The organism is Pseudooceanicola sediminis (assembly GCF_003575965.1).
In the GTDB taxonomy this organism is placed as follows: Bacteria; Pseudomonadota; Alphaproteobacteria; order Rhodobacterales; family Rhodobacteraceae; genus Pseudooceanicola; species Pseudooceanicola sediminis.
Map to the genome: position 1 here is coordinate 203033 of NZ_QWJJ01000004.1, position 13955 is coordinate 216987.

14 protein-coding genes are annotated in these 13955 nt (G+C 61.9%); 9 read left to right on the forward strand and 5 right to left on the reverse strand.

The window, feature by feature from the left end:
* Positions 1-13 precede the first annotated feature (13 nt).
* The gene (locus DL237_RS06090; protein WP_119398146.1) at positions 14-976 is read left to right on the forward strand and encodes an alpha/beta fold hydrolase; all 963 of its coding nucleotides are present in this window, start codon (positions 14-16) and stop codon (positions 974-976) included.
* A gap of 3 nt (positions 977-979) precedes the next feature.
* On the opposite strand, the gene coaD is transcribed toward DL237_RS06090, so the two are convergent.
* From coaD to DL237_RS06105, 3 genes are all read right to left on the reverse strand, one after another.
* The gene (gene coaD, locus DL237_RS06095; RefSeq protein ID WP_119398147.1) at positions 980-1471 is read right to left on the reverse strand and encodes a pantetheine-phosphate adenylyltransferase; all 492 of its coding nucleotides are present in this window, start codon (positions 1469-1471) and stop codon (positions 980-982) included.
* A 197-nt stretch (positions 1472-1668) separates the two neighbouring features.
* On the reverse strand, positions 1669-2103 hold the full coding sequence (locus tag DL237_RS06100) for a CBS domain-containing protein (protein ID WP_119398148.1): 435 nt from the start codon (positions 2101-2103) through the stop codon (positions 1669-1671).
* Positions 2104-2167: 64 nt separating this feature from the next.
* Positions 2168-3061 carry a LysR family transcriptional regulator gene (locus DL237_RS06105; RefSeq protein WP_119398149.1) on the reverse strand — a complete coding sequence of 298 codons (894 nt, stop codon included), beginning with the start codon at positions 3059-3061 and terminating at the stop codon, positions 2168-2170.
* A gap of 104 nt (positions 3062-3165) precedes the next feature.
* On the opposite strand from DL237_RS06105, the gene DL237_RS06110 reads away from it, so the two are divergent.
* Both DL237_RS06110 and DL237_RS06115 read left to right on the forward strand, forming a co-directional pair.
* Positions 3166-4665: a CoA-acylating methylmalonate-semialdehyde dehydrogenase gene (locus tag DL237_RS06110; RefSeq protein WP_119398150.1), complete on the forward strand. Its 1500-nt coding sequence runs from the start codon at positions 3166-3168 to the stop codon at positions 4663-4665.
* Positions 4666-4810: 145 nt separating this feature from the next.
* Positions 4811-5362 (forward strand): RICIN domain-containing protein, encoded by a 552-nt coding sequence (locus DL237_RS06115; RefSeq protein WP_119398151.1) that lies wholly within the window; start codon positions 4811-4813, stop codon positions 5360-5362.
* Positions 5363-5428: 66 nt separating this feature from the next.
* Here DL237_RS06115 and DL237_RS06120 read toward each other — a convergent pair whose 3' ends face one another.
* Positions 5429-5887, reverse strand: coding sequence for a YkgJ family cysteine cluster protein (locus DL237_RS06120; RefSeq protein ID WP_158585593.1), 459 nt, complete (start codon positions 5885-5887; stop codon positions 5429-5431).
* A 191-nt stretch (positions 5888-6078) separates the two neighbouring features.
* Here DL237_RS06120 and DL237_RS06125 point away from each other — a divergent pair, with 191 nt between their 5' ends.
* From DL237_RS06125 to DL237_RS06150, 6 genes are all read left to right on the forward strand, one after another.
* The gene (locus DL237_RS06125) at positions 6079-7218 is read left to right on the forward strand and encodes an acyl-CoA dehydrogenase family protein (protein WP_119398153.1); all 1140 of its coding nucleotides are present in this window, start codon (positions 6079-6081) and stop codon (positions 7216-7218) included.
* The gene (locus DL237_RS06130; protein ID WP_119398154.1) at positions 7215-8258 is read left to right on the forward strand and encodes an enoyl-CoA hydratase/isomerase family protein; all 1044 of its coding nucleotides are present in this window, start codon (positions 7215-7217) and stop codon (positions 8256-8258) included. Before DL237_RS06125 ends, DL237_RS06130 begins: the two co-directional genes overlap by 4 nt.
* A gap of 40 nt (positions 8259-8298) precedes the next feature.
* Complete coding sequence (mmsB, locus tag DL237_RS06135; RefSeq protein ID WP_119398155.1) at positions 8299-9174, forward strand: 3-hydroxyisobutyrate dehydrogenase; 876 nt, start codon at positions 8299-8301, stop codon at positions 9172-9174.
* Between the two features lie 114 nt (positions 9175-9288).
* Positions 9289-9753 carry a hypothetical protein gene (locus tag DL237_RS06140; RefSeq protein WP_119398156.1) on the forward strand — a complete coding sequence of 155 codons (465 nt, stop codon included), beginning with the start codon at positions 9289-9291 and terminating at the stop codon, positions 9751-9753.
* A 168-nt stretch (positions 9754-9921) separates the two neighbouring features.
* Positions 9922-10311 carry a hypothetical protein gene (locus DL237_RS06145; RefSeq protein ID WP_119398157.1) on the forward strand — a complete coding sequence of 130 codons (390 nt, stop codon included), beginning with the start codon at positions 9922-9924 and terminating at the stop codon, positions 10309-10311.
* 70 nt (positions 10312-10381) lie between these two features.
* A complete protein-coding gene (locus tag DL237_RS06150) occupies positions 10382-10822 on the forward strand; it encodes a hypothetical protein (protein WP_119398158.1) in 441 nt (146 codons plus the stop codon).
* A 135-nt stretch (positions 10823-10957) separates the two neighbouring features.
* Here DL237_RS06150 and uvrA read toward each other — a convergent pair whose 3' ends face one another.
* Positions 10958-13825: an excinuclease ABC subunit UvrA gene (gene uvrA / locus DL237_RS06155; RefSeq protein ID WP_119398159.1), complete on the reverse strand. Its 2868-nt coding sequence runs from the start codon at positions 13823-13825 to the stop codon at positions 10958-10960.
* Positions 13826-13955: the final 130 nt, after the last annotated feature.

Consider the following 13955-nt stretch of genomic DNA (forward strand, 5'->3'; position numbering starts at 1 on the left):
CAGGACGGACTGAATGAGCACACTTCTGACACTCCTCGCGATCCTTCTGTTCGTGGCATTGCTGTGGGGCATCGGCCTGCTGTCCTATACGCTGCGCTGGAAAATACGCATCGAAAAAATCGTGCCGCCGCGTGGGCAGTTCACGCGGATTTCCACAGGTAAACTGCATTATGTCGACCGAGGCACCGGTCCGGCGATCCTTCTGATACATGGTCTCGGCGGCCAGCTGGGCAATTTCGACTGCGGACTGATCGACAACCTGGCGCGGGACCATCGTGTCATCGCCATCGACCGCCCCGGCATGGGTTATTCCGATCGCCCCGACAATGCCCCCACCGGACACGCCGAAAATGCCACACTGATGTTCGAGGTGATGGAGGCGTTAAAGATCGAAAAACCGATCGTCGTCGGGCACTCACTCGGCGGTGCGATCTCGCTCGCCATGGCACTTCATGCTCCGGAAAAGTTGCGTGGGCTTGCCTTGCTGGCGCCACTGACCCTGCCGTCCAAGGACGCTCCGGCGGCGGCTTTCAACAATCTCAAGATCTCAAGCAACTGGCTGCGGTGGCTGGTGGCCTGGACGCTGGCGACGCCCGGCGGTTTTCGCAACGCAGCCGTGGTGCTCGATCAGATCTACGGGCCCGAGGCGATGCCTGCCAGCGCCCCCACCCAGGGCGGCGGGCTTCTTGGCCTGCGTCCACGGCATTTTTTCAATACCAGCCGCGATTTCATGGCCTCGGGTCGCGGTCTAAAGCAGATGTCCGAAAATTACGACGGCCTCACCCTGCCCGTTCGCATCCTTTATGGTGCCCAGGATCGCACCCTGGATCATACCCGTCAGGGAAAGGAGCTGGTCGCGATGCACCCCCGGATTTCCTTGACGCTGATCGAAGGCGGGCACATGCTGCCCGTCACCCAGCCTGACGCATGCGCCGATTTCATCCGCCAGGCATCACGCGACATGCCGCGCGACTGAGGGTCAGGCGAATTTCGCCTTCAACTTGTCATTGACGGCGGCGGGGACGAATTTCGAGACATCCCCGTCCAGACGGCAGATTTCCTTGACCAGCTTGGACGCGATGGCCTGGTGCTTGGCATCGGCCATCAGGAACGCTGTCTCGACCGAGGAATCCAGCGACCGGTTCATCCCGACCATCTGGTATTCATATTCAAAATCCGCCACCGCCCGCAAACCACGCACGATGATGCCCGCACCCACGTCGCGCGCGCATTGGATCAGCAGGTTCTCGAATGGGTGCACGATGATTTCCGTTCCGGTCTGGCGCGACAACGCCCCGCATTCGGCTTCGATCATCCCCACACGCTCTTCGAGCGAAAACAGCGGCCCCTTGTCACGGTTGATCGCCACCCCGATGACCAGCCGGTCCACCAAGGCGGCGGCGCGGCGGATAATGTCGATATGGCCAAGGGTGATGGGATCAAAGGTTCCGGGATACAGTCCGATACGCATGAGGGGCTCTCCACGGGTTTTGCCTTTGCCGCACGCAACAATATTGCGCATCCGATTGCAAGGGGCGACTTGAAACTTTCACGTCTCAATACCCCAAACGCCACCCGGGTGCATCACGCAACACCCCTGCCCGACATGAAAAAGGCGCCACCTGTCAGGTGGCGCCCGGCTGTTTCACCGCCCCGTCAAGGGACGGCTCAATGCCCCATGATCATGCCTTCCAGCGCATCCTTCTCGGCCGATAGTTGCGTCAGCCGCGCCTTGACCACATCACCGATCGTCACGATGCCCACCAGCTCCCCGTCCTTGGTCACCGGCATGTGGCGAAACCGGCCCTCGGTCATCTTGCGCAGCACCTCGTCGGACATCATGTCCAGCGTGCAGCAGATCGGATCTTTGGTCATCAGGGCCGAAGTCGCCATCTCCAGGCAACTTGCCCCGCGTGCGGCAAGGGCCCGCACGATATCACGTTCCGACAGGATGCCCTCGGCGTGCTTGCCATCCGTGCTGACAACCAGGCCGCCGATGCGTTTTTCCGCCAACAGCCGGGCCACTTCATGCACGGGTGTATCCGGGCTGACGGTGAACACACCCTCGGTGGATTTGCCTTTTAGAATCTGCTGAACCAGCATGCGATTCCTCCCTTGGTTGAACCTCACTCCTCGACAACAAGCCTCCGGTAGTGTGCAGGCCAAGTCAAGCAAGCGCTTCACAATGAGCGATTTCCGCTTTCAATCGCTCAGCAAGCAGCGCCGCAAATCGGTTCATCCGTTCAAGCCGACCGTCATCGGCGTGACGCACCAGGTAGAAACTGCGCTTCAGGCTGACCACATCTGGCAGGACCTTGACCAGCCCCGGGTAACCGCGGCGCGAAAAGTCATGGATTATGCCGATGCCACATCCCTGTACCACCCAGTGAAACTGAACCGAAACCGAGTTCGAAGCCAGAGGCACGCGGTCCGCCCCGAGCTCGCTCAGATAGTCCAGTTCCTTGTCAAATATCATGTCGGGGATGTATCCCACCAACCGATGCCGCGCCAGATCGGCCAGGCGCGTGATGGGCGGGTGGTCAGCCAGGTACCCACGCGTTGCAGCAAGATGCAGATGATAATCGCTGATCTTCTGAACCGTCAGTCGGCCCGCGGTCGGGGCGCTGACGGTAATGGCGATGTCCGCCTCTCGTCTGGACAGATTGAACAACCTCGGCAGCGCGACGATCTGCACCTCCAGATCCGGGTTTTCGTCCACGATACCGGCGCAGACCTGCGGCAACAGGAAATTGGCGACCCCGTCCGGTGCACCGATACGGATCTGCCCAGACAGGCCTGCAGCGCCCTGCCCGGCAATTTCCGCCTCGCCCGCAACCAGGGCGGCCTCGGCCCGCGTCGCATGGGCCATCAGGCGCTGGCCCGCATCCGTCAGCGCATAGCCCTGCGGGCTTTTGGCGAACAGGGCGGCGCCTACCGCCTCTTCCAGCCGCGCGATACGACGTCCGACCGTTGCCGGGTCGATCTTGAGGTGTCGCGCAGCGCCGGAAAGGCTCTCCATTCGTGCTACACTCAGAAAATACCGCAAATCGTCCCAATTCATCGCCGCACCACACCAGTATTCTTGCAAAACCCGTTTGAAGAAATTCCTCTTTAACACGCAGAAATGCAAGACTACGTTGCGCCCAACTGATCTTGGAGGATCCCATGCAAGAGCTTAGTCACTACATCAACGGCGCCGCAGTCGCCGGCACCTCGGGCCGCTTCAGCGATGTCTACAACCCCGCCACCGGCGAAGTGCAGGCGCGCGTGCCGCTGGCCACCCCGGCCGAGGTCGACGCCGTCGTCGCCAAGGCGGCAGAGGCGCAAAAGGGCTGGGCCGCGACGAACCCGCAGCGCCGCGCCCGCGTGATGATGAAGTTCGGCCAGCTGATCAACGAACACATGGACGAATTGGCAGAGTTGATCAGCCGCGAACATGGCAAGACTCTTCCCGACGCCCGGGGCGACGTACAACGTGGTCTTGAGGTGGTCGAGGTCTGCATGGGCGCCCCCAGCATGCTCAAGGGCGAGTTCATGGATTCCGGTGGCCCCGGCATCGATCTCTATTCGATGCGCCAGCCCCTCGGTGTCGTCGCCGGCATCACCCCCTTCAACTTCCCCGCCATGATCCCCTTGTGGAAGATGGCGCCGGCCATCGCCTGCGGCAACGCCATGGTGCTCAAGCCCTCCGAACGCACGCCGTCCTGCGCCATCCGCCTGGCGGAGCTGTTCGTCGAAGCGGGTCTGCCCGAAGGCGTCTTGCAAGTCGTGCATGGTGACAAGGAAGCGGTCGATGCCCTGCTCGACAATGACACCATTCAGGCTGTCGGCTTTGTCGGGTCGACCCCGATTGCCCAATACATCTACGGCCGCGCCGCAACAAATGGCAAACGCGCCCAATGCTTTGGCGGTGCAAAGAACCACATGATCATCATGCCCGACGCAGACATGGACAAGGCCGCGGATGCGCTGGTCGGCTCCGGTTTCGGCGCGGCCGGCGAACGCTGCATGGCGATCTCGGTGGCTGTGCCCGTCGGCAAGGCAACGGCTGACAAGCTGATCGAGAAACTGGTACCCCGTATCGAAAACCTCAAGGTCGGGCCCTATACGGCGGGTGACGATGTCGACTATGGCCCGGTGATCACCGCCGCGTCGAAACAAAAGATCGACGGGCTGATCACGTCGGGTGTCGACCAGGGCGCGACGCTGGTGACCGACGGGCGCGGCTTCTCCCTTCAGGGGTACGAGGACGGCTATTTCGTAGGCCCGACGTTGTTCGACAATGTCACCCCCGACATGGAGATCTACAAGCAGGAGATCTTTGGCCCCGTCCTCAGCCAGGTCCGCACTGACAGCTACGAAGAAGCGCTCAAGCTGACGATGGACAACGAATACGGTAACGGCACCTCGATCTTCACCGCCGATGGCGATACCGCGCGCGACTTTGCCAGCCGCGTCAATGTCGGGATGGTCGGCATCAACTTTCCGATCCCCGTGCCGCTGTCCTACTTCAGTTTCGGCGGCTGGAAAAAGTCGGCTTTCGGTGACCTCAATCAGTACGGACCGGACGCGTTCCGCTTCTACACCAAGACGAAAACGGTGACCGCGCGGTGGTTTTCCGGCATCAAAGATGGTGGTGAGTTCAATTTTAAGGCGATGGAATAGAAATTTCACGCTACAGTGACGTGTCGGGGGTGGCCTTTGGCCGCCCCCTCCTTATTTGTTCAGACATGGGAATCGTGAAACCCTTCCTTTGCCCTTAACAGGCTAACTTGTCAGACCGACATCAGCGCGAGCAAGGAGACTGAAGATGCGTCCTGTCTGGACTAAGGCCTTGATGGGGATGACTATCGCCGTGGCGGGCATGTTCGCGCAGGACTCCCGCGCCGCGACTGCGCCCGACTTCGAAGGTCAGCGATACTATCGCCTCAGTACCATGTTTCGCGGCCCAGCGATGAGCCTCGACATCGTCAACGGTGGCCCGAAGACCGACCAGCCGCGACTCGCCTCGGTTTCCGGCGTTTCAGGCCAATACTGGCGCATTCAACCTGCGGGCCACGGGTTCTGGCGCCTCAGCACCATGTTTCGCGGGGCTTCGATGTGCCTCGACGTCGTGACAAGCGGCCCCGACCGGGGCGAGGCGCAATTGGCCCCGTGCAGTGATTTCAACGGGCAGCTCTGGCGGATCACCCAGGGCGAAATGGGCTATCTGCGGCTCAGCACGCGCCTGCATGGTCCCAGCATGTGCCTGGACGTGTTCAACGGCGGACCCGATGACAACCAGCCGATCCTGCTGAAATGCGGCGGCTACACTGGTCAACTTTGGCACATTCAACCGACAGACAGCTGGGAACGCGACTAGAACCGGCATCCAACAGGGCGGCCGGTTCTGCGCAGGCTTTTCGCCTCGCTCAGATTTCCCCCTACCTCAGGCGGCAAACGGCCCCTCGCTGGGCGGCACGGAATTTACCGCACCCTCCTGCGGCCTGTCCTGTGGCCTGTCGGGCATATTGGCAGCGTCTGGAATATCGGCGGGCGTAAACTGCGGTGGTACGGCGACAATGTCCGCGAGGGGCAGCCGCACCGCATCCGCTTGTGCCATGCGGTGATGCCGGCTGCGCCCGCATTCAAAGCTGCCCGCCCGAAAGGCCCGGCAGGCGGTTGGTCGCATCGAATAGACCGCGCAGGCAAGGCCACCACCCGGCAGCGGGATCAGCTGCGCACAGTGGCCCCCCTCCATCTTCATGTATGTCTTGCCCTCAAGCGTGACCACGGCCCGATCAGGCAATCCACGGTCAAGATCTTCGGCAAACAGTTGGATGTATTTATCGTGGCCGCCAAAGCAACAGGCGCCGCACGCGACACAATCATATGATTCTTTTGACAATTTCAGGAACCCAGGCGCCGGCCGGCGGCTACAGGTCCGACGGCGATGCGCAGGATTCTCATTACAGCGGCCCGCGGGAAACGCAAAGGGTCTTCAACATCACCTTGACCTTTTCCGCCACTCGGTATCGGCTGGCAACAGACCGGCGTTTGAGGAGGCATCGGTCGCATCCGACGGCAGGGAGGAGACCGATGGATTTCGCATTGAGCGAAGAACAGCAGGCCATTTTCGACATGGCCTATGCCTTTGGCCAGGACAGGATCGCGCCGAATGCCCGCACATGGGAGGAAGCCGGAGAGATCCCGAAAAGCCTGTGGCCCGACATGGCGGATTTCGGCTTTGGTGGCCTCTACGTCAGCGAAGAACACGGTGGGGCCGGCCTGACCCGCCTGGACGCGACATTGGTGTTCGAGGCCCTGTCGATGGCCTGCCCGTCTGTCGCGGCGTTTCTGTCGATCCACAACATGTGCGCCAAGATGCTGGACAGCTATGCCGACGACGCCCTGCGCGACTCCGTCCTGCCCAAGGCCCTGACCATGGAAACGGTCCTTTCCTACTGCCTGACGGAGCCCGGCTCCGGATCGGACGCGGCGGCGCTGAAATCCCGCGCCGTTCGCACCGACGACGGCTATACCCTGTCGGGCACCAAGGCCTTCATCTCAGGCGGGGGCTATTCCGATGGCTATCTGGTGATGGCGCGGACGGGCGACGCTGGCCCTCGTGGCATTTCCTGCCTCTATCTGCCCGCTGATACTGCGGGCCTGTCCTTTGGCGGCCTGGAACAGAAGATGGGGTGGCGCAGCCAGCCGACACGCGCCGTTCAGATGGATGCCTGTCCCGTTCCGACCGAAAACCTGCTCGGCGAAGAGGGCAAGGGATTTACCTATGCCATGGCCGGGCTGGACGGTGGGCGCCTGAACATCTCGGCCTGTTCGCTCGGGGCCGCGCAGGCCGCGCTGCACGCGACCCTGACCTACATGTCCGAACGCCGCGCCTTCGGCTCCAGCCTCGACCAGTTCCAGGCACTGCAATTCCGGCTGGCCGATATCGAGATCGAGCTTCAGGCCGCGCGCGTTTTTCTGCGTCAGGCTGCGTGGAAGCTGGACACGAACGCCCCTGACGCCTCGAAATACTGCGCCATGGCCAAGAAATTCGTCACCGAGGCAGGCTCGCATATCGTCAATCAATGTCTGCAACTCCACGGTGGCTACGGCTATCTTGCCGACTATGGAATCGAGAAGCTGGTGCGGGATCTGCGTGTCCACGAAATCCTTGAGGGCACGAACGAAATCATGCGGCTGATCACAGCAAGGACGATGCTCAAGGCATGAGTGATATCAATATTTGCAAGACGGGACGCGCAGGCCATATCACCCTGACGCGAGAGGGTGCGCTGAACGCCCTGACCTACGACATGGGCCTGGCGATCGAGGCGGCGCTGCTAGACTGGGCGCACGACGACGAGGTTGCGCTGGTGATCATCGACGCGGCGGGCGACAAGGCATTTTGCGCCGGGGGTGACATCCGACAGATGTACGATACCGGAATCGCAGGCGATTTCAGCTATGGCCGCACCTTCTGGCGCGACGAATACCGCATGAACGCGCGCCTCGCCGAATACCCCAAACCCGTCGTGACCTTCCTGCACGGTTTTGTCATGGGCGGCGGTGTCGGGGTGGGCTGCCACGCCAGTCATCGTATCACCTGTGAAAGCACCCAGATCGCCATGCCCGAGGTCGGTATCGGCCTGGTTCCCGATGTCGGCGGGTCTTTGCTGCTGGCCAATGCACCGGGGCGGCTGGGCGATTACCTGGCGCTGACTGCCGCCAGGATGGGGCCAGCCGACGCGATCCACGCCGGTTTTGCCGATCACTTCGTGCCCGCTGACGCATGGGATGCGCTGAAATCCACCTTGATTTCAACTGGCCGCACCGATGCCATCCGCGCGGCGTCGCGCAAACCCGAACCGGGCCGCATCAGCGCCGAGGCCGCCCTGATCGACGCCTTGTTCGGCAGCCGCGATTTGCCCGCGATCATCGCCGCGCTTGAGGAGGAGATATATGACGAATTCGCCGCTGCCGCCCTCAAGGCGATCCAGCGCAACGCCCCCCTGTCGATGGCCTGCGCGCTGGAAATGCTGACGCGCCTGCACGGCAGCGACAATATCCGCGATGCACTGTCGCTGGAGTACCGCTTTACCTACCGCGCGATGCAGCACGGCGACTTTCTGGAAGGGATCCGTGCCCAGATCATCGACCGCGACCGCAAACCGAAATGGCGTCACGCGCTGACGCAGGTGCCCGAGCAGAGCGTGAACGACATGCTCGCCCCTCTGGGTGCGCAGGAACTGACATTCGACAGCGCACCCTGACATCACCGCGTCGGTGCGCCCTTTGGGAGGAGGAGCAGACATGAACATCGGATTTATCGGCCTCGGCAACATGGGGGGACCCATGGCGCGCAACCTGGCTGCGGCAGGGCATACCGTCACCGGCTACGACACAGCCGACGTACATATCGAGGGTCTTGCCACCGCCAGAAGCGCGGCACAGGCCGCAGCCGGGCGTGACGTGGTGATCACCATGCTGCCGAATGGTGACATCCTGCGCCGCGTCGCGGCGGAAATTCTGCCCGCGATGACGCCCGGTGCCTGCCACCTCGATTGCTCGACCGTCGATGTCGAAAGCGCCCGCGCCGTGGCCGACCTTGCAGAAAGTCACGGTCTGCTGGCCGCCGACGCGCCTGTCTCCGGTGGCACCGGTGGCGCGGACGCGGGCACGCTGACCTTCATGGTCGGTGCCTCGGACGCGGCCTTTGCCATGGCGAAACCCCTGTTCGACATAATGGGACAGAAAGCCGTGCATTGCGGCCCCTCCGGCAATGGTCAGGCGGCCAAGATCTGCAACAACATGATCCTCGGCGTGACGATGATCGCCACCTGCGAAGCCTTCGCGCTCGCCGACAAGCTCGGCCTCGACCGTCAGGCCATGTTCGACGTGGTGTCGACCTCGTCCGGCGCCTCCTGGTCCATGAACAGCTACTGTCCCGCCCCCGGCATCGGCCCGAAATCCCCCGCCGACAACGGCTATGAACCGGGATTTGCCGCCGATCTGATGCTGAAGGACCTGCGCCTGTCCCAGTTGGCAGCCCAGGGCGCAGATGCCGACACCCCCATGGGGGCGGCCGCCGAACGCCTCTATGCCCGCTTTGTCGAAGAGGAAGACGGCAAGGGCCGTGATTTCAGCGCCATGTTGCCCCGCTTCCGCGCCCGAGGTCGCAGCAGCTAGACCTCGGCTCGGCAACAATTGGCCCAAGCGGATGCTGGCCAAGACGGAAGGATCCTCTCTGCACGTTTAACCGTGAACCGATCACAATAAACGACAGGCAAAGAGGATCCTTTCATGACACATCCCATCGTCCGTAACGCCATCCGCACCATGCTCGCCGGCAGCCTTGCCCTGGGCATGGCATCCGCGCCCGCCCTCGCACGCAGTCCCGGCCCCGCCGACGACTGCGGCAAGGGCCAGACCTGCACCGATCAGCGCGCGCCATCCAGCAACAGCAACCAGCGCGACAATAGCCATTCGACCCCGGCCAAACCCGGTGCCCCGCAATCGAGTCGGGATCAAAGGGTCAAGTCCGAACCGCGCGACACCCGCAAAGGCTCACACGATACGGCTCACAGGGACAACCGCGACGGTCGCAAGTTCCACCAGCTTACTGCGCACGAACGCTCAGAATTGCCCAGGTTGCCAAAAGGACAATCCTATCGCCGCGACGGCGACAAGATCGTCCGCGTGAATGACGACACCGGCGCGATCCTCGCGATCCTGGGCCTGTTTGCGGTGCTGGCAAACACCCGCTAACATCGCGAACCACATTAATATTAACAAAGTATACGTGCACCCCGGAACTTTTCGGGATGCACCAGAGTTCTCTTTTCAGACGGCGGAAACAAGCCGAACCCCCGTCACCGGGGCGCCATCCCGGCCTGCCGCAACGCGGTACATGGGAAAGCTGAAAAGGAGAGACCGATGAAGCACATGATCCCCCTCGCCCTTACTGTCGCACTCGGCACCGCGACCCTCGCCGCGATGCCGCAATCAGCGAACGCATTCATCCCTGATGATGCCATGGTTTTCAAGGCGTCCTCCCACTCCAAAACACGTGGATGCCCTCCGGGCCTTGCCAAGAAATCCCCGGCCTGCGTGCCGCCCGGTCTGGCAAAGAAGGTCATGCCCTATGTCATTGGGGACCGTATCAACCCCGGGTATGATGACGTTATCCGCGTTCGCGAACCCGGTCTGTATGGCCTTGACCCCTATGCCACCTATTACCGCGTCGACAATCGCGTGGTTGAAGTGAATTCGCAGACCATGGAAATCGTGCGGCTGATCGGTGCTGTCTCCGACATCCTGAACTGATCACGACCTACGCCGCGTCAGGGCTGCCCCCTGACCGCCTTTACCCAGACAAAACAAGAAACGGACCCTGATGATGACGCATTCTGCTTTGCGCCTGCCGACCCTGCTCGCGATGTCGCTGGCCCTCCCCCTGATGATCGCCACAGCCGCCAACGCACGCAGTTGCGACGCGGTGAGCGAAGGCATCGCCTGCATCTCGGCAGAACCCATCAGCACCGACCTTCAGCCCGACGTGCGCCCCGGCTCCAATCCTGCGCTCAACAGTGATGAAGGCAATGTCCTGCGCAATGGCGCGACCGAAAACACCGCGCAGGCGTTTCAGTCAGGCGACGTGCTGCCCTATCAATACATGGTACTGCTGAACACCGCCCGCTATGGCCTGCCGAGCGCGCAGGACGGCTGGGTGTATTTCGACGTCGACGGGCAAATCTACCGCGCCGATCTCGGCACGCGCCAGGTGATTGATCGCGTCACGCAAGAGGCCAACATGCTCTACCAGGCGCGCGGTTGATAAAACCCGCTTGGCGACATGACAACCCGACAAAAAGGGGCGTGCTGATCACCAGCACGCCCCTTTCTTTTGATCCCCTGCGACTGAATATTGCCCCACCCGCGCGCGCCGATTTCGCGGGCGGGCGGCAATATCCTATTCCGCCGCCACCTTGGCATTCTTCAGCATGCCCTTCAGGTAACGCCCCGTATGGCTTGCCTCGACGGCGGCCACGTCCTCGGGTGTGCCGATGGCCACCACCTCGCCGCCGCCATCCCCACCCTCGGGCCCGATGTCGATGATCCAGTCCGCCGTCTTGATGACATCCAGGTTATGCTCGATCACGACAACCGTGTTGCCCTGATCCACCAGCTCGTGAAGCACCTCAAGCAGCTTGCGCACATCCTCGAAATGCAGACCGGTCGTCGGTTCATCCAGGATATAAAGGGTGCGCCCGGTCGCCCTGCGCGACAGCTCCTTGGACAGCTTGACGCGCTGTGCCTCGCCGCCTGACAGGGTCGTCGCCTGCTGACCCACCTTGACGTAACCAAGACCCACACGGACCAGCGCATCCATCTTTTCGCGGATGCTGGGCACCGCCTGGAAAAACGCCTGCGCATCTTCGACCGTCATATCAAGAACGTCCGCTATGCTTTTGTTCTTGAACTTAACTTCCAAGGTCTCGCGGTTGTACCGCTTGCCATGGCAGGTTTCGCAGGTGACATAGACATCGGCAAGAAAGTGCATCTCGATCTTGATGACGCCGTCACCCTGACAGGCCTCGCACCGCCCACCCTTGATGTTGAAGCTGAACCGCCCGGGCTTGTACCCGCGCGCCTTGGCCTCAGGCAGACCGGCGAACCAGTCGCGGATCGGGGTAAAGGCGCCGGTATAGGTGGCCGGGTTACTGCGCGGTGTACGCCCGATGGGCCGCTGATCGATGTCGATCACCTTGTCCAGATGCTCCAGCCCCTTGATCGTTTCGCAGGGTGCCGGCGTCTGGCGGGCGCCATTCAGCCTCATGCTGGCCGTCTTGAACAGCGTCTCGATCGTCAGCGTCGACTTGCCGCCCCCCGATACGCCACTGACACAGACAAACATCCCCATCGGGAACTTGGCCGAGACGTTTTTCAGGTTGTTGCCGGTCGCCTTGACCACCTCGATCGCCTTGCCGTTGCCTTCGCGGCGCACGGACGGCACCTCGATGGCGCGTTTGCCCGACAGATAGCGCCCGGTCATGCTGTCCGCGTTGGCCGCGATTTCATCCGGCGTCCCCTTCGCGACGACATGCCCGCCGTGCACCCCGGCACCCGGGCCGATGTCAAAGACATAATCGGCTTCGCGGATCGCTTCTTCGTCGTGTTCCACCACCAGGACCGAGTTGCCCTGATCGCGCAGGTTCTTCAGGGTCTCGAGCAGACGGCCGTTGTCACGCTGGTGCAGCCCGATGGAAGGTTCATCCAGCACATACAGAACCCCCGTCAAACCCGACCCGATCTGGCTGGCCAAGCGGATGCGCTGGCTCTCGCCACCACTTAATGTACCACTTGAACGTGCCAGCGTAAGATATTCCAATCCCACGTTATTCAGGAAACCGAGACGCTCCCGTATCTCCTTGATGATCGGTCGGGCGATCTCGCCTTTCTGCTTGCTCAGCTGCTCCGGCACCGTCTGGATCCAGTCCAGGGACTCGCGGATGGACATCTGCACGACATGACCCACGTGCAGGCCCGCAATCTTGACCGCCAGCGCCTCCGGCTTCAGGCGGAACCCATGACAGACGCCGCATGGGCGATTGTTCTGATAGCGCTCGAACTCTTCGCGCACCCAGTTGCTGTCGGTTTCGCGATAACGCCGCTCCATGTTCGGCACGACGCCCTCGAACGTCCGCGTGACGTTGTAGACGCGCCCGCCTTCGTCATAGCGAAAGGCAATCTCCTCTTCGCCAGACCCATAGAGGAACGCCTTCTGAACCTTGGCCGGCAGATCCTTCCACCGGGTGTTCGGATCGAAATCATAGTGCTTGGCCAGTGCTTCGATGGTCTGGATGAAATACGGCGACTTGCCCTTGCGCCACGGCGCAATCGCACCATCCGCAATCTTCAGCTGCGCGTCCGGCACCATCAGCCGCTCATCGAAGAACAGCTCCATCCCCAACCCGTCGCAATGCGGGCAGGCCCCGTCCGGCGCGTTGAACGAAAACAACCGCGGTTCGATGGACGGAATGGAAAACCCGCTGACAGGGCAAGAGAAATTCTCGCTGAAGGTAACCCGCTCCGGCTCTGCGCCGTCGTCCTCGCGCGGCGCGGTTTCCAGTACGGCGATGCCTTCTGCCAGGTCCAGAGCAGTACGGAACGAATCCGCCAGCCGCGTCTCCATCCCCTCACGCACCACGATCCGGTCAACGACCACATCGATGTCGTGGCGGTACTTCTTGTCCAGCTTCGGCGGCTCGTCCAATTCGTAAAAGGTGTTGTCCACCTTGACGCGCTGAAACCCCTGCTTGCGTAACTCTATGAATTCCTTGCGGTATTCGCCCTTGCGGTCGCGCACGATCGGCGCCAGCAGAAAGGCGCGCGTGCCCTCCTCCATGCCCATCACGCGATCAACCATGTCCTGCACCTGTTGCGCCTCGATGGGCAAGCCGGTCGCCGGGCTGAACGGCGTGCCGGACCGCGCATAGAGCAGCCGCAGATAGTCGTAGATCTCGGTCACGGTGCCCACGGTCGAACGCGGGTTCTTGCTGGTCGTCTTCTGTTCGATCGAAATCGCCGGGGACAGACCGCTGATATGGTCCACGTCCGGCTTTTCCATCATGTCCAGGAACTGACGCGCATAGGCCGACAGGCTCTCGACATAGCGGCGCTGGCCTTCGGCATAGATCGTGTCGAACGCCAGGCTCGACTTGCCCGACCCCGACAGACCCGTGATCACAACCAGCTGATCGCGTGGAATGTCCACGTCGATGTTCTTCAGGTTATGCTCGCGCGCGCCGCGCACCTCGATATTCTTCTGTTCCGCCATTACAGGCCCCCTCGGGTGAATGGTTGAAATCTAGTTTAAGCGCGGCAATCTTCCAAGAGCAATTGAAGAACATTCCACGAACTTGTTCGTTTTCGCCGCATCGCAGCGGCGCTGCCCACCTGAAAAGCAA